General features: G+C 67.7%; 21 protein-coding genes. 17 read left to right on the plus strand and 4 right to left on the minus strand.

Going from position 1 to position 19120, the window contains the following annotated elements:
* Nucleotides 1–19 precede the first annotated feature (19 nt).
* From ABD768_RS31125 to ABD768_RS31135, 3 genes are read left to right on the plus strand one after another with little or no spacing between them, the layout of a single operon-like run.
* Nucleotides 20–1222, plus strand: coding sequence for an ABC transporter substrate-binding protein (locus ABD768_RS31125; protein ID WP_343980520.1), 1203 nt, complete (start codon nt 20–22; stop codon nt 1220–1222).
* The gene (locus ABD768_RS31130) at nt 1201–2103 is read left to right on the plus strand and encodes an ABC transporter permease (RefSeq protein ID WP_343980522.1); all 903 of its coding nucleotides are present in this window, start codon (nt 1201–1203) and stop codon (nt 2101–2103) included. Before ABD768_RS31125 ends, ABD768_RS31130 begins: the two co-directional genes overlap by 22 nt.
* Nucleotides 2100–2909, plus strand: coding sequence for an ABC transporter permease (locus tag ABD768_RS31135; protein ID WP_344846563.1), 810 nt, complete (start codon nt 2100–2102; stop codon nt 2907–2909). The genes ABD768_RS31130 and ABD768_RS31135 overlap by 4 nt, the downstream gene beginning before the upstream one ends.
* A gap of 98 nt (nt 2910–3007) precedes the next feature.
* Here ABD768_RS31135 and ABD768_RS31140 read toward each other — a convergent pair whose 3' ends face one another.
* Together ABD768_RS31140 and ABD768_RS31145 are read right to left on the minus strand one after the other, a co-directional pair.
* Nucleotides 3008–3484 carry a MarR family winged helix-turn-helix transcriptional regulator gene (locus ABD768_RS31140; protein ID WP_343980528.1) on the minus strand — a complete coding sequence of 159 codons (477 nt, stop codon included), beginning with the start codon at nt 3482–3484 and terminating at the stop codon, nt 3008–3010.
* Nucleotides 3481–4770, minus strand: coding sequence for a nicotinate phosphoribosyltransferase (locus tag ABD768_RS31145; RefSeq protein WP_425558463.1), 1290 nt, complete (start codon nt 4768–4770; stop codon nt 3481–3483). The genes ABD768_RS31140 and ABD768_RS31145 overlap by 4 nt, the downstream gene beginning before the upstream one ends.
* A gap of 94 nt (nt 4771–4864) precedes the next feature.
* Between ABD768_RS31145 and clpS the strand changes: the two genes are divergently transcribed.
* From clpS to ABD768_RS31180, 7 genes are all read left to right on the plus strand, one after another.
* Nucleotides 4865–5152 carry an ATP-dependent Clp protease adapter ClpS gene (clpS, locus tag ABD768_RS31150; RefSeq protein ID WP_343980534.1) on the plus strand — a complete coding sequence of 96 codons (288 nt, stop codon included), beginning with the start codon at nt 4865–4867 and terminating at the stop codon, nt 5150–5152.
* Entirely contained in the window at nt 5149–5700 is a 552-nt protein-coding gene (locus ABD768_RS31155; RefSeq protein ID WP_343980537.1) for a DUF2017 domain-containing protein, read from the plus strand. The genes clpS and ABD768_RS31155 overlap by 4 nt, the downstream gene beginning before the upstream one ends.
* 64 nt (nt 5701–5764) lie before the next feature.
* Nucleotides 5765–8905, plus strand: a complete 3141-nt coding sequence (gene ileS / locus ABD768_RS31160; RefSeq protein WP_344846568.1) for an isoleucine--tRNA ligase — start codon at nt 5765–5767, stop codon at nt 8903–8905.
* 66 nt (nt 8906–8971) lie between these two features.
* Nucleotides 8972–9949, plus strand: coding sequence for an aldo/keto reductase (locus ABD768_RS31165; protein ID WP_343980543.1), 978 nt, complete (start codon nt 8972–8974; stop codon nt 9947–9949).
* 213 nt (nt 9950–10162) lie between these two features.
* Entirely contained in the window at nt 10163–10615 is a 453-nt protein-coding gene (locus tag ABD768_RS31170; RefSeq protein ID WP_344846570.1) for a M67 family metallopeptidase, read from the plus strand.
* Between the two features lies 1 nt (nt 10616).
* On the plus strand, nt 10617–10895 hold the full coding sequence (locus tag ABD768_RS31175; protein ID WP_343980549.1) for a MoaD/ThiS family protein: 279 nt from the start codon (nt 10617–10619) through the stop codon (nt 10893–10895).
* Nucleotides 10896–10897: 2 nt separating this feature from the next.
* Nucleotides 10898–11845 carry a PLP-dependent cysteine synthase family protein gene (locus ABD768_RS31180; protein WP_425552209.1) on the plus strand — a complete coding sequence of 316 codons (948 nt, stop codon included), beginning with the start codon at nt 10898–10900 and terminating at the stop codon, nt 11843–11845.
* Nucleotides 11846–11888: 43 nt separating this feature from the next.
* Here the strand turns inward: ABD768_RS31180 and ABD768_RS31185 are convergent, their stop codons facing one another.
* Nucleotides 11889–12263 carry a hypothetical protein gene (locus ABD768_RS31185; RefSeq protein WP_343980552.1) on the minus strand — a complete coding sequence of 125 codons (375 nt, stop codon included), beginning with the start codon at nt 12261–12263 and terminating at the stop codon, nt 11889–11891.
* 180 nt (nt 12264–12443) lie between these two features.
* Here ABD768_RS31185 and murI point away from each other — a divergent pair, with 180 nt between their 5' ends.
* From murI to ABD768_RS31200, 3 genes are all read left to right on the plus strand, one after another.
* Entirely contained in the window at nt 12444–13247 is an 804-nt protein-coding gene (murI, locus tag ABD768_RS31190) for a glutamate racemase (RefSeq protein WP_343980555.1), read from the plus strand.
* 81 nt (nt 13248–13328) lie between these two features.
* The gene (locus ABD768_RS31195; protein ID WP_343980558.1) at nt 13329–14075 is read left to right on the plus strand and encodes an MBL fold metallo-hydrolase; all 747 of its coding nucleotides are present in this window, start codon (nt 13329–13331) and stop codon (nt 14073–14075) included.
* Entirely contained in the window at nt 14075–14908 is an 834-nt protein-coding gene (locus tag ABD768_RS31200) for an alpha/beta fold hydrolase (protein ID WP_344846573.1), read from the plus strand. The genes ABD768_RS31195 and ABD768_RS31200 overlap by 1 nt, the downstream gene beginning before the upstream one ends.
* On the opposite strand, the gene ABD768_RS31205 is transcribed toward ABD768_RS31200, so the two are convergent.
* Nucleotides 14905–16083 carry a Gfo/Idh/MocA family protein gene (locus tag ABD768_RS31205; protein ID WP_344846575.1) on the minus strand — a complete coding sequence of 393 codons (1179 nt, stop codon included), beginning with the start codon at nt 16081–16083 and terminating at the stop codon, nt 14905–14907. The two genes, ABD768_RS31200 and ABD768_RS31205, sit on opposite strands and share 4 nt — an antisense overlap.
* Nucleotides 16084–16228: 145 nt before the next feature.
* On the opposite strand from ABD768_RS31205, the gene ABD768_RS31210 reads away from it, so the two are divergent.
* Genes ABD768_RS31210 through ABD768_RS31225 form a run of 4 tightly spaced genes read left to right on the plus strand, consistent with a single transcriptional unit; the run spans nt 16229 to nt 19118 of the window.
* Nucleotides 16229–17203, plus strand: a complete 975-nt coding sequence (locus ABD768_RS31210) for an SGNH/GDSL hydrolase family protein (protein ID WP_344846577.1) — start codon at nt 16229–16231, stop codon at nt 17201–17203.
* 10 nt (nt 17204–17213) lie between these two features.
* Nucleotides 17214–17930 (plus strand): ribonuclease PH, encoded by a 717-nt coding sequence (gene rph / locus ABD768_RS31215; RefSeq protein WP_343980570.1) that lies wholly within the window; start codon nt 17214–17216, stop codon nt 17928–17930.
* A complete protein-coding gene (gene rdgB / locus ABD768_RS31220) occupies nt 17927–18532 on the plus strand; it encodes an RdgB/HAM1 family non-canonical purine NTP pyrophosphatase (protein ID WP_343980573.1) in 606 nt (201 codons plus the stop codon). Before rph ends, rdgB begins: the two co-directional genes overlap by 4 nt.
* A gap of 1 nt (nt 18533) precedes the next feature.
* Complete coding sequence (locus ABD768_RS31225) at nt 18534–19118, plus strand: hypothetical protein (protein WP_344846580.1); 585 nt, start codon at nt 18534–18536, stop codon at nt 19116–19118.
* Nucleotides 19119–19120 lie beyond the last annotated feature (2 nt).

Here is a 19120-nt window from a genome sequence, read left to right on the forward strand (position 1 = left end):
CATCTATCCGGGAGCCTCGATGAAGAAACTCACTCTGCTCGTGGGGCTCAGCGCCCTCACGTTGGTGGCAGCCTCCTGCGGTACGTCGGACGACAGCTCCGGCGGCGGTACCAAGAGCGACGCCGGCTTCACCGCGCCGAACCTGCCGAAGCTGGACAAGCTCGGCGCCGGCGAGGGCAAGCTGAGCGTGCTCGCCTGGCCCGGCTACGCGGAGGACGGCTCGAACGATCCCAAGGTCGACTGGGTCAGCTCGTTCGAGAAGAAGACCGGCTGCCAGGTGACCGTCAAGACGTTCGGCACCTCCGACGAGGCCGTCAGCCTGATGAAGACCGGCCAGTACGACGTGGTGTCGGCGTCCGGCGACGCGTCGCTGCGGCTGATCGCCGGTGGTCAGGTCGAGCCGGTCAACACCGATCTGGTGCCGAACTACAAGGACGTCTACCCGTTCCTGAAGGACCGGCCGTGGAACTCGGTCAAGGGGCAGATGTACGGCATCCCGCACGGGTACGGCGCGAACCTGCTGATGTGGCGGACCGACAAGGTGACGACGCCGCCGACCAGCTGGAGTGCGGTGTTCGAGGCCGATTCGCCGTACAAGGGCAAGGTGACGGCGTACGACTCGCCGATCTACATCGCCGACGCCGCGATGTACCTGATGGCGAAGAAGCCGGATCTGGGGATCAAGAACCCGTACGCGCTGGACGACACGCAGCTGCAGGCGGTCGTCGATCTGCTCAAGCAGCAGAAGACGCTGGTCTCGGAGTACTGGTCGGACTACCTGAAGGAGGTGCAGGCGTTCACGAGTGGCAACTCGGTGATCGGTACCACCTGGCAGGTGATCGCGAACGTGGCGACCGGGGAGAAGGTACCGGTTCAGGTGGCGGTGCCTTCGGAAGGTGTCACCGGGTGGTCGGACACGTGGATGCTCAGCGCGACGTCGAAGAACAAGAACTGCGGGTACCTGTGGATGGATCACATCATCAGCCCGGAGGCGAACGCGGCGGTCGCCGAGTACTTCGGTGAGTCGCCGTCGAACGGGAAGGCGTGCGATCTGACCGCGGACAAGAAGCACTGCGCGACGTTCCATGCCGGCGACGCGGCGTACTCGGAGAAGATCTGGTACTGGACCACGCCGATCGAGCAGTGCCTGGACGGCCGCACCGACGTCAAGTGCACCGACTACGGCAAGTGGACGCAGGCGTGGACTCAGATCAAGGGCTGACCGCAGCGTCTTCCCGTGGGGCGGTACGGCGCGGCAACGTGCTGTACCGCCACCCGCGGGTGCGGTTGGGGTTGTTGCTCGGGCCGCCGATGTTGTGGCTCGGCGTCGCCTACCTCGGCGCGCTCGCCGCCTTGTTCGTCACCGCGTTGTGGTCGCAGAACAGTTTCACCGGGCTGGTCGAGCGGGACTGGTCGCTGGACAGTTTCCGGACGTTGTTCACGGTCGAGGTGTACCGGACGATCGCGCTGCGGACGATCGCGGTCGCCGTGCTGGTGACCGTGATCGACGCGGTGGTGGCGTTCCCGATCGCGCTCTACATGTCGAAGGTGGCACGGCCGGGACTGCGGCGGGTGCTGCTCGTCGCGGTGCTGATGCCGTTGTGGGCCAGCTATCTGGTGAAGGCGTATGCGTGGCGCGGGATGTTCTCCGAAGGCGGGCTGGTGTCGTCGCTGGCCGGGCTCGTCGGGTTGTCGTCGCCTGGGTACGGGTTGACGGCGACGATCGTGACGCTGGCTTATCTGTGGCTGCCGTACATGATTCTGCCGATCTTCGCGGGGTTGGAGCGGCTGCCGAACTCGTTGCTGGAGGCATCGGCTGATCTCGGTGGCAAGACGGCGACGACGCTGCGGCGGATCGTGTTGCCGGTGATCGTGCCGGCGGTGGTGGCGGGGTCGATCTTCACGTTCTCGCTGACGCTGGGGGACTACATCGCGGTGCGGATCGTCGGTGGGACGAATCAGTTGCTGGGCAATGTGGTCTACGACAATGTGGGTGCAGCTAACAACCTGCCCTTCGCGGCGGCGGTGGCGACGGTGCCGGTGGTGGTCATGTTGGTGTATCTGGCGGCTGTACGGCGTACTGGCGCGATGGAGTCGCTATGACCTTCTCCCGGCCTACTCGGCTCCTGCTGCGGGTCTTGACCGCGCTGATCCTGGCCGTCATCTATGTGCCGTTGATGCTCGTGGTGGTCAACTCGTTCAACGCGAACAAGACCTTTGCGTGGCCGCCGCGGGATCTGACGCTGGAATGGTGGAAGCGGGCGGCGGAGAGTCAGGGTGCGCTGGATGCGCTCTGGGTGAGTGTGCGGGTCGGTCTGGCCGCGACCGTGATCGCGCTGGTGCTCGGCACGATGATCGCGTTTGCCCTGCAGCGGTTCAGTTTCTATGGGCGGGATGCGGTGTCGTTGCTGGTGATCCTGCCGATCGCGTTGCCGGGGATCGTCACGGGGATCGCTTTGAACAATGCGTTCCGGACGATCTTCGGCTGGCAGCTCGGCTTCGCGACGATCGTGGTGGCGCATGCGACGTTCTGCATCGTGACCGTGTTCAACAACGTGATCGCGCGGCTTCGGCGTACCGGCGTACAGCTGGAGCAGGCCTCGGCGGATCTCGGGGCCTCGGCGTTCACGACCTTCCGGCTGGTCACCTTCCCGTTGCTGCGATCCGCTTTGCTGGCGGGGGCGTTGCTTGCCTTCGCGCTGTCCTTCGACGAGATCATCGTGACGACCTTCACGGCCGGCGCCCAGCAGCAGACGTTGCCGATCTGGATCTTCAACAACCTGTTCCGGCCGAATCAGGCGCCGATCGTCAACGTGATCGCCGCCGCGATGATCATCATCTCGATCGTCCCGGTCTGGCTCGCCCAAAAACTCTCCGGCGACGCCGAGTCTCTGGGAGCCGGTCGCTGAGGCCGGTTGCGGCGACCTTGAACACCCATCGGCGACCTTGAACAAGTTATTACCTGTTCAAGGTCCCCGTTGGGTGTTCCAGCCCACCATTGGTGGGCTCAGCCCGGGAGGTCCTCGATGTTGCCGGCGATGGTCCAGAGGAGGTTGCGGAGGAGGCGGCGGTCCTCGGGGGAGATGCCTTGGAGGGCCCGGTCGCCTGCCTGGGTGTGGAGCCGGGCGACGGTGTGGGCCACCTCGGTGCCGTGCTCGGTGAGCTCGATGCTCACCTTGCGGGCGTCCGTGTCGCTCTTGAGGCGGCGGACCAGGCCGGCTGCCTCCATGCGCTGGGTGGTGCGGGTGGCGGTGGGGACCTCGACATCGAGGACCTTGGCGAGTTGAGCCACCTGTAGCGAGCCGTGGTGGAGCAGCTTGGCCAGCACGATCTCCTGACCGGTATGGACGCCAGTGCCGGCCAGTTCCTCGCCGATCGCCTTCCGGGCGGCGCGGTCGGCGAAGCGCAGGGCGATCAGGATGTCCCCGCCACTGGCCGGCGCCTCCGGGTCCCAGCGTGGGGGCTTGGCTTCCGTAGTACTCATATGTTGCTCCGGGGAGCGAACGGGTTGCGGGCCTTGAGGTCGCCGATGTACTCCGTCGGGATGGCGGGCTCGCCGCGGCTGAGCTGGCTGGCGCTGCGGGGGAGCTCGTCGCGGACCTTGAGGTGGTGCGCCTGCGACTCGGCCGGCGTGGTGCGGCCGACGATCTTGCCCGCCTCGACCAGCGGCTTGAGCAGCTCGCGGTCGTCGCCGTCGTCCACCGGCGGCTCGCCGACGCCGATCAGCTCGACCTCGGCCACCCCGGCAGCACTTCTCCGGCGCAGGGCGTACTTGCGGCCGCCGATCGAGATCTTGTCGGGGCTCTTCTTCGCCACCGGCTTCATAGCGCCGTCCGCGTCCTCGCGGGCGACCAACTTGTAGACGAACCCGCAGGTCGGGTAGCCGCTGCCGGTCACCAGCGACGTACCGACGCCGTACCCGTCGACAGCGGCTGGGGCGAGGGCGGCGATCTGGTACTCGTCCAGGTCGCTCGTGACGATCACCCGGGTCTTGGTGGCGCCGAGCGCGTCGAGCTGCTCCCGCACCTGCCCTGCCAGCGACGGCAGGTCACCGGAGTCCAGCCGTACGGCGCCCAGCTCGGTGCCGGTCACCTCGATCGCGGTCTTGACCGCTTCGGTCAGGTCGTAGGTGTCGATGAGCAGCGTCGTTCCCTTGCCGAGGGCATCCACCTGGGAGACGAACGCCTCCCGCTCGGTGTCGTGCAGCAGGGTGAACGAGTGGGCCGCGGTCCCGGCGCTCGGGATGCCGAAGCGGCGGGCTGCCTCCAGATTCGAGGTGGTGGCGAAGCCCGCGATGTACGCCGCGAGCGCGGAGGCGACCGCCGCCTCCTCGTGGGTCCGCCGCGAGCCCATCTCGATGCAGGGCCGGCCGCCGGCCCACCAGGTCATCCGGGAGGCGGCCGAGGCGACCGCCGAGTCGTGGTTCAGGATCGACAGGAAGACGGTTTCCAGCAGCACGGCCTCGGCGAAACTCGACTCCACCACCAGGACCGGCGAGCCCGGGAAGAAGATTTCGCCGTCGGCGTACCCGGAGATGTCGCCGGTGAACCGGTAGCCGGCCAGCCAGTCCCGGGTAGCCTGGTCGACGATGCCGCGGTCGGCCAGGAAGGCGATCGTCTGCTCGTCGAAGCGGAACCGCTCCAGCGCGTCCAGGAGCCGGTTCACGCCCGCTACCACGCCGTACCGGCGTCCGTCGGGCAGGCGGCGGGCGAACAGCTCGAAAACCGAGCGGCGGTGCGCCGTGCCGTCGGCCAGGCTGGCCTGCAGCATGGTCAGCTCGTAGTGGTCCGTCAGCAGCGCTGTCGTAGCGTTCACAAGAGCAGCCTATTGCGCGGCGAGAACCGATGATGGAGAGAATGGCCTAGTGACCACCGCACCGAGTGAACTCGCGAGCCCCGAGATCGACGAGGCGATCGAGTTGAGTCCACCGTGGGTGACCATCGTCTGGAACGATCCGGTCAACCTGATGGACTACGTCACGTTCGTCTTTCAGACCCATTTCGGCTACTCCAAGGCCAAGGCGGAGAAGCTGATGATGCAGGTCCACGAAGAGGGCAAGTCGGTGGTGTCGAACGGCAACCGCGAGGCGATGGAACGCGACGTCGAGGCCATGCACCAGTACGGCCTGTGGGCCACCTGTGAGAAGTCGTGACGAGATTCCGCAAGCGCAAGAAGACCGTGATCGTCAGTTTCGCCGACCACGAGGCGGACATCCTGGCGAACCTGCTCCGCAACCTGGTCGAGCTCCTGTACGACGGGATGCCGCCGCGCGCCGCCGAGTCGAGCGACCCGCTGGCCGCGCTGCTCGACAACGACGGGCCGACCTCGCCGCCGGAGGACGTCGTACTGCAACGGCTGCTGCCGGACGCGTACAAGTCCGACGACCAGGCGTCGGCCGAGTTCCGCCGGTTCACCGAGCGTGGCCTGCGCGACAGCAAGGTCTCCGACGCCAAGCAGGTGCTGACCGCTCTGGAGAACTCCCCCGAGGACGGCATCACCCTCGAGGGCGACACCCAACTCGCCTGGCTCCGCGCCCTGAACGACCTCCGCCTCGCCATCGGCACCCGCCTCGACATCAAGGAAGAGGACGACTACGGCGTCTGGGAGAAACTCCCCGACGACGACCCCCGCCGCCTCACCTACGACCTCTACGACTGGCTCGGCTACCTCCAGTCGGCGCTGCTGCACAACATCCGCTGAGGGTTGTCCACAGCGTTGGGTAAAGGCCGAGCGCGGTGCGGGCCGGCCCGCATACGATCGGGCGATGAGCTACCCCAAGGCCGGCAAGACCCGACTGACCGCGAGCCCGGAGTTTCCGCAGCTCGAGCGTGACGTGCTCGAGTACTGGGAGACGGACGGGACGTTCCTTGCGTCGGTGGAGCAACGCGCGGCCGGGATCGACGGGGAGAACGAGTTCGTTTTCTACGACGGGCCGCCGTTTGCGAACGGGTTGCCGCATTACGGGCATCTGCTGACCGGGTACGTGAAGGATGTCGTGCCGCGGTACCAGACGATGCGCGGGCATCGGGTCGAGCGGCGGTTCGGGTGGGACACGCACGGGCTGCCGGCCGAGTTGGAGGCTCAGCGGGTGCTCGGGCTGAAGACGAAGGCCGAGATCCTCGAGCTGGGGATCGAGAAGTTCAACGAGGCGTGCCGGGCGTCGGTGCTGAAGTACACCGATGACTGGCAGGCCTATGTCACCCGGCAGGCGCGCTGGGTGGACTTCGGGAACGATTACAAGACGCTCAATCGCGACTACATGGAGTCGGTGATCTGGGCCTTCAAGACGCTGTATGACAAGGGCCTGGTGTACGAGGGGCTCCGCGTCCTGCCGTACTGCTGGAACGACGAAACGCCGCTGTCGAATCATGAGCTGCGGATGGACGACGACGTCTACCAGCCGCGGCAGGACCCGTCGGTGACGGTCGCGGTGGTGCTGGAGACGGGTGAGCGGTTGCTGGCCTGGACGACGACGCCGTGGACGTTGCCGAGCAACCTGGCGATGGCGGTTGCTCCGGACATCGACTACGTGGTGGTCGAGGACGCTTCGGGCCGGCCGACGATCCTGGCTGAGGCGCGTTTGCCGGCGTACGCGGAAGAGCACGGCGGGGTCGCCGGCCTGTCCGGTGACGTGCTGCGGCGGTTGAAGGGGTCGGAGTTGATCGGGCTGCGGTACACGCCGCTGTTCGGCTTCTTCACCGATGTTTCTCGCTGGGGGACCGGGAACGCGTTCCAGGTGATCGCGGCCGACCACGTGACGACGGAGAACGGCACCGGCGTGGTGCACATGGCGCCGGCGTACGGCGAGGAGGACCAGCTCGCCTGTGATGTGGTGGGGATCCCGACGCTGCTGACCGTCGACGACGGGGCGCATTTCACCACCGTGGTGCCGCCGTACGTGGGTCAGCACGTCTTCGATGCGAACCGGCCGATCATCCGCGATCTGCAGGCGGCCGGCGCGCTGGTTCGCGAGGACAGCTATGTGCACAGCTATCCGCATTGCTGGCGGTGCCGCAATCCGCTGATCTACAAGGCGGTCTCGAGCTGGTTCGTCGAGGTGACCCGGATCCGGGACCGGATGGTCGAGCTGAACGAGCAGATCACCTGGGTGCCTGAGCACGTCAAGCACGGGCAGTTCGGCAAGTGGCTGTCGAACGCGCGCGACTGGTCGATCAGCCGGAACCGGTTCTGGGGTTCGCCGATCCCGGTGTGGCGCTCGGACGATCCGTCGTATCCGCGGATCGATGTCTACGGGTCGGTCGAGGAGCTGGAGCGGGACTTCGGCGTCGCCGTACCGGACCTGCACCGCCCGTACGTCGACGAGCTCACGCGGCCGAATCCGGACGACCCGACCGGCCGCTCGACCATGCGGCGGGTGGCCGACGTCCTGGATGTGTGGTTCGACTCGGGATCGATGAGCTTCGCGCAGGTGCACTACCCGTTCGAGAACACGGACTGGTTCGAGCACCACTTCCCGGGCGACTTCATCGTCGAGTACATCGGGCAGACGCGGGGCTGGTTCTACACCATGCACATCCTCGCGACGGCGCTCTTCGATCGGCCGGCGTTCTCGTCGTGCCTGTCGCACGGGATCGTGCTGGGCAGCGACGGGCAGAAGATGAGCAAGTCGCTGCGGAACTATCCCGACGTGCGGGAGGTGTTCGATCGCGACGGCGCGGACGCGATGCGCTGGTTCCTCATGTCCTCGCCGATCCTGCGCGGCGGCAACCTGGTCGTCACCGAGGCCGGTATCCGCGACGGCGTCCGCCAGGTGATGATCCCGCTCTGGAACGCCTGGTACTTCTTCGGTCTGTACGCCAACGCGGCCTCGGCAACCGCTACCTGGTCGGTGTCGTCGCAGGTCGAACTCGACCGGTACCTCCTGGCCCGCCTCCGCGTCTTCGTAGCCGACGTGACCGACCAACTCGACCGCTACGACATCGCCTCAGCCTGCGAGTCGGTGGTCAGCTACCTCGAAGTCCTCACCAACTGGTACATCCGCCGCTCCCGAGAACGCTTCTGGGACGACAAGGGGGCAACCTTCCAAGACGCCCTCAACACCCTCTACACGGCCCTGGAAGTAGTCACCCGGGTGGTAGCCCCTCTCCTCCCACTAACCGCCGAAGAAATCTGGCGAGGCCTGACCGGCGACCGCTCCGTCCACCTCACCGACTGGCCGCTGGCGTCCGACCTCCCCTCCGACCCCGACCTCGTCACCCGGATGGACCGAGTCCGCGAGATCTGCTCAGCCGCCTCCGCCCTCCGCAAGTCCGAAGGCATCCGGGGCCGCCAACCCCTCCGTACCCTCACCGTCGCCACTCCCGACGCCAAGTCCCTCGAGGACCTGGTGCCGATCCTCCGCGCCGAGGTCAACGTCCAGCAGGTCGTCCTGGCCGAGCTGGACGAGGTCGACGCCCCCGTCTCCCAAAAGCTGACCGTCAACGCCCGCGCCGCCGGCCCCCGCCTCGGCCGCGACGTCCAAGCCGTCATCAAGGCGTCGAAGTCCGGCGACTGGTCGGTCGCCCCGTCAGGCGAAGTAGTTGCCGGAGGCATCACCCTGGAGCCCGCCGAGTACAGCCTCGAAACCGTCCTGGCCGACGGCGCCGAGTCCACCCACCAGGCAGCAGGCCTGCTCACCGACGGCGGCTTCGTCCTCCTCGACCTGGAAGTCACCCCGGAACTCCACCGTGAAGGCGTGGCCCGAGACCTCATCCGCACCATCCAGCAGGCCCGCCGAGACGCCGGCCTGAACATCACCGACCACATCACCCTGACCCTGACAGCCGACCCCCCGACCCGCGAGGCCATCGAAGAGCACCGCCACACGCTGATGTCAGAAACCCTCGCCGACACCCTCGCCATCACCGAAGGCGACGAACTCACGGTCGTCCTGACGAAGGCCTGACCCCATCACCTGCGCGGATCCCGCCGCCCACCGCCTGCGCAGCCCGGCGGCGCATAGGGTGGGTTTATGGAGAAGCGGACTTTGGGGCGTACTGGTCGTCAGGTTGGTGTGGTTGGGCTGGGGGCCTGGCAGTTGGGGGCCGACTGGGGTGATGTGAAGGAGGGCGACGCGCTCGACGTGCTCAACGCGGCTGTCGAGGGTGGAGTGACCTTCATCGACACCGCGGACGTGTATGGCGACGGGCGCAGCGAGCGGCTGGTGGGGCAGGTGCTGAAGGAGCACCCGGAGCTCACCGTCGCCAGCAAGATGGGTCGCCGCGTCGAGCAGAAGCCTGAGAACTACAACCTGGACGCCTTCCGGGCGTGGAACGACCGGTCGCGGGAGAACCTGGGCGTCGACACGATCGACCTGGTGCAACTGCACTGTCCGCCGACCGCCGTCTACTCGACCGACGCGGTGTTCGACGCGCTCGACACCCTCGTCCAGGAGGGGCGGATCTCGGCGTACGGGGTGAGTGTGGAGACGTGTGAAGAGGCGCTGACCGCGATCGCCCGGCCGAATGTCGCGTCCGTGCAGATCATCCTCAACGCGTTCCGGCTCAAGCCGCTCGACGAGGTGTTGCCGGCCGCCGAGCGGGCCGGCGTCGGGATCATCGCCCGGGTGCCGCTCGCCAGCGGGCTGCTCTCGGGGAAGTACGACGAGAACACCACCTTCGGCGCCGACGACCACCGCAACTACAACCGCAAGGGCGAGGCGTTCGACGTCGGCGAGACCTTCTCCGGAGTCGACTTCGCCACCGGCCTCGAGGCCGTCAAGCGGCTCATCCCGCTCGTCCCCGAGGGTGCCACCATGGCCCAGTTCGCCCTCCGCTGGATCCTCGACCAGCCCGGCGTCTCGGTCGTCATCCCCGGCGCCCGCAACCCCCAGCAGGTGGCCGGCAACATCGGCGCCGCCACCCTCACCCCGCTCAGCACCGGCGAGCTCAAAGTCGTCCAAACCGTCTACGACGAACTCATCCGCCCCCAGATCCACGACCGCTGGTAGCACCCACCCTGCTGCTCCGCCTCAGCCGGCCGGAGGTTGGGTAGGAAATTGGCCCTGATCGGGACCAATTTCCTACCCGAGTCCGGCGAAGATCCTCCCCGCTTCCGTCATGCTCGCTCGTTATTCGCAGGTGACTACGCTCCGAACCATCCAGTATGTGGACGGAGAACCGGGTTGTCAGGGGGCTGTCGGTGGGCTCCGTATCGTGGAGGGGTGCTCACCATCGACCAGGTCACGTACGACGAGATCGTGGCGCATGCCCGTCGCGACCACCCGGACGAGGCGTGCGGCGTGGTCGCCGGACCGATCGGCAGCGACCGGCCGGCCCGGTTCATCCCGATGCTGAACGCGGCCATGTCGCCGACGTTCTACGAGTTCGACTCCGGCGATCTGTTCCGGTTGTACAAGGAGATGGACGAGCGCGACGAGGAACCGGTCGTGATCTACCACTCGCACACGGCCACCGAGGCGTACCCGTCCCGGACGGACATCAACCTGGCCCAGGAGCCGGGTGCGCACTACGTGCTCGTCTCCACCCGCGACGGTGCGGACGAGGCCTCGTACGACGGGCCGGTGGAGTTCCGGTCGTACCGGATCATCGACGGCGCGGTGACCGAAGAAGAAGTCAAGGTCGTCGCGGCCTACAGCAACCAAGGAGACAACTGAGATGGCGATCGAGCTTCGCGTCCCGACCATTCTGCGCACCTACACCGGGGGCGAGAAGGCGGTGAACGGGGACGGCAGCACGCTGGCCGAGTTCATCGACAACGTGAACGGCACCCACCCGGGCCTGAAGGAGCGGATCGTGGAGGGTGAGCCGGAGGAGCTGCGCCGGTTCGTCAACGTCTACGTGAACGACGAGGACGTGCGCTTCACCGGCGGCCTGTCCACCGGTGTCAAGGACGGCGACGTCGTCGTCGTGCTGCCCGCGGTCGCCGGCGGCTGATCGTGCGTTTCGACAGCCTGCTCGACTCGGTCGGCGGTACGCCGCTGGTCGGCCTGCCGAAGCTGTCGCCCTCGGGTGACGTCCGGTTGTGGGCCAAGCTGGAGGACCACAACCCGACCGGCTCGATCAAGGACCGGGCGGCGCTGCGGATGCTGCTCGACGCGGAGAAGGACGGCCGGCTCCGGCCGGGCAACACGATCCTCGAGCCGACCTCGGGCAACACCGGCATCTCGCTGGCGATGGCGGCCAAGCTGCGCGGGTACCGGATGGTCTGCGTGATGCCGGAGAACACCTCCGAGGAGCGCCGGCAGATCCTGCGGATGTGGGGCGTCGAGATCATCTCCTCGCCGGCCGCGGGCGGGTCGAACGAGGCGGTCCGCGTGGCCAAGCAGGTGGCCGAGGAGCACCCGGACTGGGTGATGCTCTATCAGTACGGCAACCCGTCGAACGCGGCCGCGCACTACGACGGCACCGCGCGCGAGATCCTGGCCGACCTTCCGTCGGTGACGCATTTCGTCGCCGGGCTCGGTACGACCGGCACGCTGATGGGCGCCGGGCGGTTCTTCCGTGAGCACAAGCCCGAAGTACGGATCGTCGCCGCCGAGCCCCGGTACGGCGAACTGGTCTACGGCCTGCGAAACCTCGACGAGGGCTTCGTCCCCGAGCTGTACGACGCGTCGCTGATCGACGCCCGCTTCTCGGTCGGCCCGCGCGACGCCGTCCGCCGGGTCCGCGAACTGCTCGACAACGAGGGCATCTTCGCCGGCATCTCCACCGGCGCCATCCTGCATGCCGCGCTCGGCCAGGCCGCGAAATGCGTCCAGGCAGGCGAGAAGGCCGACATCGCCTTCGTCGTCGCCGACGGCGGCTGGAAGTACCTGTCGACCGGCGCCTACGAAGGCACCATCGACGAGGCCGAGGACCGGCTCGAAGGCCAGCTCTGGGCCTAGTGGCCGGAGCGGCTCACCGCGGGCGGGCGGTGTGCGCCGGTTCCTACGTCGACGACTTGAAAAGCACCTTGCGGCCTAGTCGGGGATGGACGCCGCGACCCTTGCAGCTGCTGCAGGGACGTTGGGCGTAGCTGAAGAAGTACCCCTTGTGCCGGCCTGCGCCCTTGCAGCGATTGCATTTCGCGTTCGGGTGCAGGGACAGCGAGACGAGGTACAGGGCGAAGGCGGCGAGCGCGATCAGCAGCAGGAAGCCCGTCGGGCCGATCGCCGACGCCACGTCGGCGCTGGCGCTGGTGCTGGACGTGCTCGTCTCCACAGCCGGACCGGCGGCAGAGCCTGCCACCGCGGCGTTGCTGGGGTGCGGATTCGGTGCACCGGTGGTGGTGTAAGCCACCGCGATCTGGACCACCAGGTTCATGGCATCGCTGGGGGCGGTTGGAAACACATCCGCTAAGAGTGGCCTGGGTCACGTCAGTTTGCAATTCCTGAGAGTAAAGATGTGGATAACTCCGGCGTGTCGTCCTGCGAAGCTAGGTAAGGCTTACTTCAGCTCTGCCCGGTAACGGCATTCCGGCCCGCGCGAGCTAAGGTTCGGAACGTGGCAGACGCACCGATCGGCATCTTCGACTCAGGCTTCGGCGGGCTCACGGTGACCAGGTCGGTGCTCGATCAGTTGCCGCACGAACCGATCCTGTACCTGGGTGACACCGCACGTCAGCCGTACGGCCCGAAGCCGATCGCCGAGGTCCGCGAGTACGCGCTGGAATGCCTGGACCACCTGGTCGAGGCCGGCGTGAAGATGCTCGTGATCGCCTGCAACTCGGCCAGCGCCGCGATGCTCAGGGACGCCCGCGAGCGGTACGACGTACCGGTCGTCGAGGTGATCCTCCCCGCGGCGAGACGCGCCGTCGCGGCAACGAGAAGCCAGCGGGTGGGCGTGATCTGCACGCAGGCAACGGCAACTTCCCTTGCGTACGAGGACGCTTTCGCGGCCGCGCCGCAGGTGCAGCTGATGACGCAGGCCTGCCCGAGCTTCGTCGAGTTCGTCGAGGCCGGGGTCACCTCCGGGCCGGAGCTGCTCGCGGCCGCCCACGAATACCTCGACCCGCTGGTCGAGGCCGGCGTCGACACGCTCATCCTCGGCTGCACCCACTACCCGTTGCTGACCGGCGTCATCTCGTACGTGATGGGTGACAACGTGTCCCTCGTCAGCAGTGCGGAGGAGTGCGCCAAGGACGTCTACGGCGTACTGACCAAGCAAGGACTGCTGCGTGCCGACGACCTGCCCGCGCCCCGGCACCGGTTCGTCACCACCGGCAGCCCGGACGAGTTCGCCGCGATCGGCTCGCGCTTCCTCGGCCCGGTGATCTCCGGCGTGGACCAGTTCGCCTGGGTCCGCTGACGATGCCCGCGCGATTTGGTTGCCCTCGGCGACGCTCTGGTCGCTCTGCGAAGTCGGCAACCCGCCGGTAATGTTCAAGATATGAAGCTCATTGTGCTCGGCTGCTCCGGGTCCGTCCCCGGGCCGGACTCGCCTGCTTCGAGCTATCTGGTCACCGCCGACGGATTCAACCTCATTCTCGATCTCGGCAGCGGCGCGCTCGGCGCGCTGCAACGCCACCTGTCCGTGCCGGAGATCGGCGCGATCGCCTTGTCCCACCTCCATCCCGACCATTGCATGGATCTGTGCGGCCTGTACGTCGCGGCGAAGTACTCGCCGTCCTCGCCGCTGCCCAGGATCCCCGTCTACGGCCCGCCCGGCGCGTCCGAGCGGATGGCGCTTGCCTACGACCTGCCCCTCGATCCGGGGATGGAAGAGGAGCTGGAGTTCCATACCTGGCAGGAGATCCAGCAGATCGGCCCCTTCACGGTCCGCACCACAGCGATGGTGCACCCGGTACCGGCGTACGCGATCCGCGTTGAGCACGGCAACAAGTCCCTGGTCTACACCGGCGACACCGGCCCGAACGAGGCGCTGATCGAGCTGGCCCGTGGCGCCGACCTGCTGCTGAGCGAGGCCGCGCTGCGCGACGACGATCCGAACAACCCGCCCGACCTGCACCTCACGCCTGCCGACGCGGGCGAACACGCCAAGAAAGCCGGGGTCAAACGCCTCGTCATCACCCACGTCCCGCCCTGGTTCGACCGCGAAACCCAGGGGATAGGGGCCCGCCGCACCTACCCGGGAGAAGTCCTGGTCGCCACCCCGAACGCCATTTTCGACATCTGATGGAGTTCGTCACCCTGTCTGACGGCACCCGTCTGCGCACCTGGACCACCGGCACGACGACTGCCTCACCGCCCGTCGTGCTGCTGCATGGCGGCCCCGGCCTGTGGGACTACCTCGAGCCGGTGGCCGCGATGCTCGACGACCTGACCGTCGTTCACCGTTTCGACCAGCGTGGGTGCGGTGGCTCGGATCCGTCCGAAAACCAAACCATGCAACGGCTTCAGGACGACATCGAGGAATTGCGTGAGCACTGGGGACACGAGCGGATCGTTGTCCTCGGCCACTCGTTCGGCGCGAAGCTCGCGCTGACGTACGCGGCGGCCTACCCGCAGCACGTGGCCAAGGTCGGCCACTTCAGCGGTGTCGGCATCGGGGACTGGCACACGCCGTACTTCGAAGTGCGCGACCAGCGGATGACGGCTGAGCAACTGGAGCGCCTGGAGTCCTTCCGGCCGGGCCGGACACCGGCGGAGGAGACGGAGTTCCGGGCGTTGTCCTGGTTCACCGATCACGCCGATCGCGAGCGCGCCTGGCAGTGGGCGCTGGAAGATGCGGCGGTGCCGTATCCGATCAACTGGGCGGCCAATCGGGCACTCGCCGGCGAGGTGAACTCCTGGCCTGACGATGAGCTGGCCGCTCGCGTGGCCGGGCTGACGATGCCGGTCTGGCTGGTTCACGGCACGGGTGACCCGCGGCCGGCGAGCGCAGTACAGGCGCTTGCGAAGCACATCCCGAACCATGAGTTCCGCTTGATCGAAGGGGCCGGCCACTCGCTGTGGCGCGAGCGGCCGGCTGAGCTTCGTCAAGTACTGCAGGAGTTTCTGGACAGCTAGCGGGTCTGGCCGCGGTCGAAGTACTCGATCAGGGCCTGGTCCAGCGGCGGGACGTCGATCGGGGTGCCGTTCGTACGCAGGGAAGTGGTGGCCGCATAGCCGGCTGCGACCGCCGCGCGGGCGGCGACGGGGGAGGTCAGCGTCGCCCCGCCCTCGCGGACGAAGCGGACGAACTCCGCCACCAGGCGCGGATCGGCACCCGCGTGACCGCCTTCCGCATCGGGGATCTCGACCACGATGTCGGCGTCGGCGCGATAGCCGGAACGCCTGCTGTTCCACACCTTGACGACGTCGCCGGGGCCGTCGCCGAAGTTCTCCAGCCGGCCCGCCGTGCCGATCACGGTGTAGTTGCGCCAGTAGTCCGGCGTGTAGTGGCACTGCTCGTAGGACATCAGTACGCCGTTGTCCAGTTGGAGATTCGCCATCGACAGGTCCTCGACGTCCATCACCGGCGCCATCCCGGTCTGCGACAGCGGCGGCCAGTTGTCCTCGGAGACGAACTCCGAGAACCGTTGCCCGGAACGGTCCTGGCGGTCCGCGATCCCGCCGTACAAGGTGAGGCCGCCGAGCGCGTTGGCCCGGACGGTGTACCCGCCGGCCAGCCAGTGCATCACGTCGATGTCGTGGGCACCCTTCTGCAGCAGCAGGCTGGTACTGCGCCTGCGGTCCGCGTGCCAGTCCTTGAAGTAGAAGTCGCCGCCGTGGCCGACGAAGTGCCGGCACCAGATCGCCTTGACCTCACCGATCGCGCCCTGCTGGATCAGCTCGCGCATCGTCAGGACGACGGGCATGTGGCGCATGTTGTGCCCGACGTACAGCCGGGTGCCGGTCTCGTACGCCGCTTGCAGCACCCGGTCGCAGCCAGAGGTGGTGATGGCCAGCGGCTTCTCGACGAAGACGGCGACGCCGGCCCGGAGGAAGTCGATCGCCGGGTCCTCGTGCAGGTCGTCGGGCGTGGTCAGGAACACGCCGTCCAGCTTCAGGTCGAGCAGGTCGGTGTGGTCGGCGTACGCCTGGGCGTCCGGGTACTCCGCGAGCGCGGCCTGCTGCTGCGCCTCGACGGGATCGCAGACGGCGACGATCCGGGAACCCTCACCCGGGGAATGGGCATGCTTGGCCAGGCGGCTCCGGGCGCCGAGCCCCACCACGCCGAACCGGAGGTCTTCTGTACTCATGCGAGCGACTCCTGCACATAGATGATTGCTAAACCCTATGTCTGAACAGTTCCGATCTTCAACACCCGTGAGATTCCGAGGTGTCAACCAAGCGGTCATCTCAGGTCTGCGCAGACATCGGACAGCCCCGTCACCATGACGGAATGTGACCCTCCACTATGTGGCACTCGGCGACTCGACCACCGTTGGTGTCGGGGACCCGATGAACGGCAGCACGACCGACCTGGCCGGTGCCGGTGCTCGCCCTGGGGAGGGGTGGCGGGGCTGGGCCTCGCTGCTCGCCGACTCCCTGGGCAGCTCCCACCGTGTGACGTTCTCCAACTTCGCGACCAGCGGCGCCACCGCGCCGAAGGTCGCGACCGACCAACTCCCGTCGACGGGCTCGGGCCCGATCGACCTCGCCTCCCTGATCGTCGGCGTGAACGACACCATGCGGTCGACCTTCGACGTCGGCCAGATCCGCGAGTGTCTGCAGTACTGCGCGGAGCAGCTGACCGGGCGCGGCGCGACGCTGCTGACCGTGCGTTTCCACGACCACGGCCAGGTGTTCGGCCTACCGGCATGGTTGCGTCGGCCACTGTGGAACCGGATCGAGCAGGTCAACTCCGTGTACGACGAGTTGTACCTGCGCTTCGGTGGGATCCGGATCGACATGGCCGACTACCCCGAGGTGTACCGGCGCGACTTCTGGAGCGTCGACCGTCTCCACCCGGGTGAACGCGGCCACCGCCGGCTGGCCCGGGCCTTCGCCGACGAACTCCACCGCCAGGGCCTGCCGATCGCAGTACCTCCCGCCCTGGACTGCGCCGGCGACACCCCCTCCAAGTGGGCAGACACCCTCTGGCTCCTCCGCGAAGGCGTCCCCTGGCTAGGCCGCCGAGCCGGCGACCTCACCCCCTGGGCCGCCCGCATGGCCCTCACCCAACTACGCCCACCCCCTCGCACCCCCATGCCTCCCGCCTTCCCGCCCGGCACCACCCCCGTGTTCCCTCCCAGCACCACCCCCGCCTTCCCGGAACCCGCCTCGGCGGCTGCCTTCTCTCACTCCGCCGTCGCCGCGCGCAGCGCGGCGACGGCTGCTTCTTCTCTCGATGCGGAGGTGCAGCAGGTTCGGGCATAGGGTTTCGTCCATGGCTCGTATCGATGGACGTACTCCTGATCAGCTCCGGCCGGTGACCCTGACGCGGAAGTGGCTCGACCATGCCGAGGGGTCGGTGCTGGTGGAGTTCGGCCGGACCCGCGTGCTCTGCGCGGCCAGCGTGACCGAAGGCGTGCCGCGCTGGCGCAAGGGGTCCGGCCTCGGTTGGGTGAGCGCGGAGTACGCGATGCTCCCGCGCTCGACGAACACGCGCTCCGACCGCGAGTCCGTGAAGGGCCGGATCGGCGGCCGCACCCACGAGATCTCCCGGCTGATCGGCCGCTCGCTGCGCGCCGTGATCGACTACAAGGCCCTCGGCGAGAACACCATCCTGCTCGACTGCGACGTCCTGCAGGCCGACGGAGGTACCCGTACGGCCGCCATCACCGGCGCCTATGTCGCCCTGGCCGACGCCGTCTCCTTCCTGCGCGACCGCAAGGCGCTCAAGGGCGAGCCGCTGACCGGCTCGGTCTCCGCCGTCTCGGTCGGCATCATCGACGGCGCCCCGATGCTCGACCTCTGCTACGAAGAAGACGTCCGGGCCGAGACCGACATGAACCTGGTGCTCACCGGCGACGGCAAGTTCATCGAGGTGCAGGGCACGGCCGAGGGCGCGCCCTTCGACCGCGACGAGCTGAACAGCCTGCTCGACCTCGGTACGACGGGCTGCGCCGAGCTCACCAAGCTGCAGTTGGAGGCGCTGGCGTGACCAAGGTGCTCCTCGCCTCGAACAACAAGAAGAAGCTCGCCGAGCTCCAGCGCATCCTCGCGCCGATCGTCCCCGGCATCGAGGTGCTCGGGCTCGGCGACGTACCGGCGTACGAGGAGCCGGCCGAGACCGAGCCGACCTTCGAGGGCAACGCGCTGCTGAAGGCCCGCGCCGCGCTGGCCGCGACCGGGTTGCCGTCGATCGCGGACGACAGCGGCATCTGCGTCGACGCGCTGAACGGCATGCCCGGCGTACTGTCCGCGCGCTGGTCGGGCCCGGCCAAGGATAACCACGCCAACAACATCCTGCTGCTCGGCCAGCTGGAAGACGTACCGGACGAGCGGCGAGGTGCCTCCTTCGTGGCGGCCGTCGCGTTCGTGCGGGAAGGCGCCGAGGACGTGGTCGTCCGCGGCGAGATGCCCGGCTCGGTCATCCGCGAGCTGCGCGGCACCGGCGGCTTCGGCTACGACGTGCTGTTCGCCGCCGAGGGGTACGACCGGACGACGGCCGAGCTGTCGATCGAGGAGAAGGACGCGATCAGCCATCGTGGCAAGGCGCTGCGCGAGCTCGCCCCGATCGTGGCGAAAGCACTGGAGGCCTGACATGTTGTTCGCAGGATCAGACCGTGACGGCGTGGAAGCCGGCAAGATCACCGCCGCCTACCGCCGCTGGGCCGAGCCCCGCGTGGTCGAGGGCCGGATCTACCGCACCAACGCCGGCCGGATCGAGATCGACTCCGTCCGCCAGGTCAACCCCGACCTGATCTCCGACTACGACGACGACATCTTCGCCGCCGACCGGCAAAACGCCCGAGACGTCCGCCGCCGCCTCCGCGGCAACGAGGACTGGCCCACCTTCCTCATCAAGTTCCACCTGGTCGAAGGCCCGGACCCCCGCGAAGAACTGGCCGCCACCGCGGACCTGACCCCCGAAGACCTGGACGACATCCGCACCCGCCTGGCCCAGCTCGACTCCCTGAGCCGCCACGGCGCCTGGACCACCGCAGTACTCCAAAAGATCCAGGAAAAGCCCACCGTCCGAGCCGGCGACCTCGCCACGGACCTGGGCCGAGACACCGCGTCCTTCAAACTAGACGTCCGCAAACTCAAAAACCTAGGCCTCACCTACAGCCTCGAAACCGGCTACGAGCTGTCGCCGCGCGGAGTGGCGTACCTCAAGTCCCTCTGACC

This window comes from Kribbella ginsengisoli (assembly GCF_039537185.1).
Lineage (GTDB): Bacteria > Actinomycetota > Actinomycetes > Propionibacteriales > Kribbellaceae > Kribbella > Kribbella koreensis.

Coding starts and splice junctions, on each gene's coding strand:
- ABD768_RS31125 (WP_343980520.1), top strand. CDS start 20: ATGAAGAAACTCACTCTGCTCGTGGGGCTCAGCGCCCTCACGTTGGTG.
- ABD768_RS31135 (WP_344846563.1), top strand. CDS start 2,100: ATGACCTTCTCCCGGCCTACTCGGCTCCTGCTGCGGGTCTTGACCGCG.
- ABD768_RS31140 (WP_343980528.1), bottom strand. CDS start 3,484: ATGAGTACTACGGAAGCCAAGCCCCCACGCTGGGACCCGGAGGCGCCG.
- ABD768_RS31145 (WP_425558463.1), bottom strand. CDS start 4,770: ATGCTGCAGGCCAGCCTGGCCGACGGCACGGCGCACCGCCGCTCGGTT.
- ileS (WP_344846568.1), top strand. CDS start 5,765: ATGAGCTACCCCAAGGCCGGCAAGACCCGACTGACCGCGAGCCCGGAG.
- ABD768_RS31165 (WP_343980543.1), top strand. CDS start 8,972: ATGGAGAAGCGGACTTTGGGGCGTACTGGTCGTCAGGTTGGTGTGGTT.
- ABD768_RS31175 (WP_343980549.1), top strand. CDS start 10,617: ATGGCGATCGAGCTTCGCGTCCCGACCATTCTGCGCACCTACACCGGG.
- ABD768_RS31185 (WP_343980552.1), bottom strand. CDS start 12,263: ATGAACCTGGTGGTCCAGATCGCGGTGGCTTACACCACCACCGGTGCA.
- ABD768_RS31195 (WP_343980558.1), top strand. CDS start 13,329: ATGAAGCTCATTGTGCTCGGCTGCTCCGGGTCCGTCCCCGGGCCGGAC.
- ABD768_RS31200 (WP_344846573.1), top strand. CDS start 14,075: ATGGAGTTCGTCACCCTGTCTGACGGCACCCGTCTGCGCACCTGGACC.
- ABD768_RS31205 (WP_344846575.1), bottom strand. CDS start 16,083: ATGAGTACAGAAGACCTCCGGTTCGGCGTGGTGGGGCTCGGCGCCCGG.
- rph (WP_343980570.1), top strand. CDS start 17,214: ATGGCTCGTATCGATGGACGTACTCCTGATCAGCTCCGGCCGGTGACC.
- ABD768_RS31225 (WP_344846580.1), top strand. CDS start 18,534: ATGTTGTTCGCAGGATCAGACCGTGACGGCGTGGAAGCCGGCAAGATC.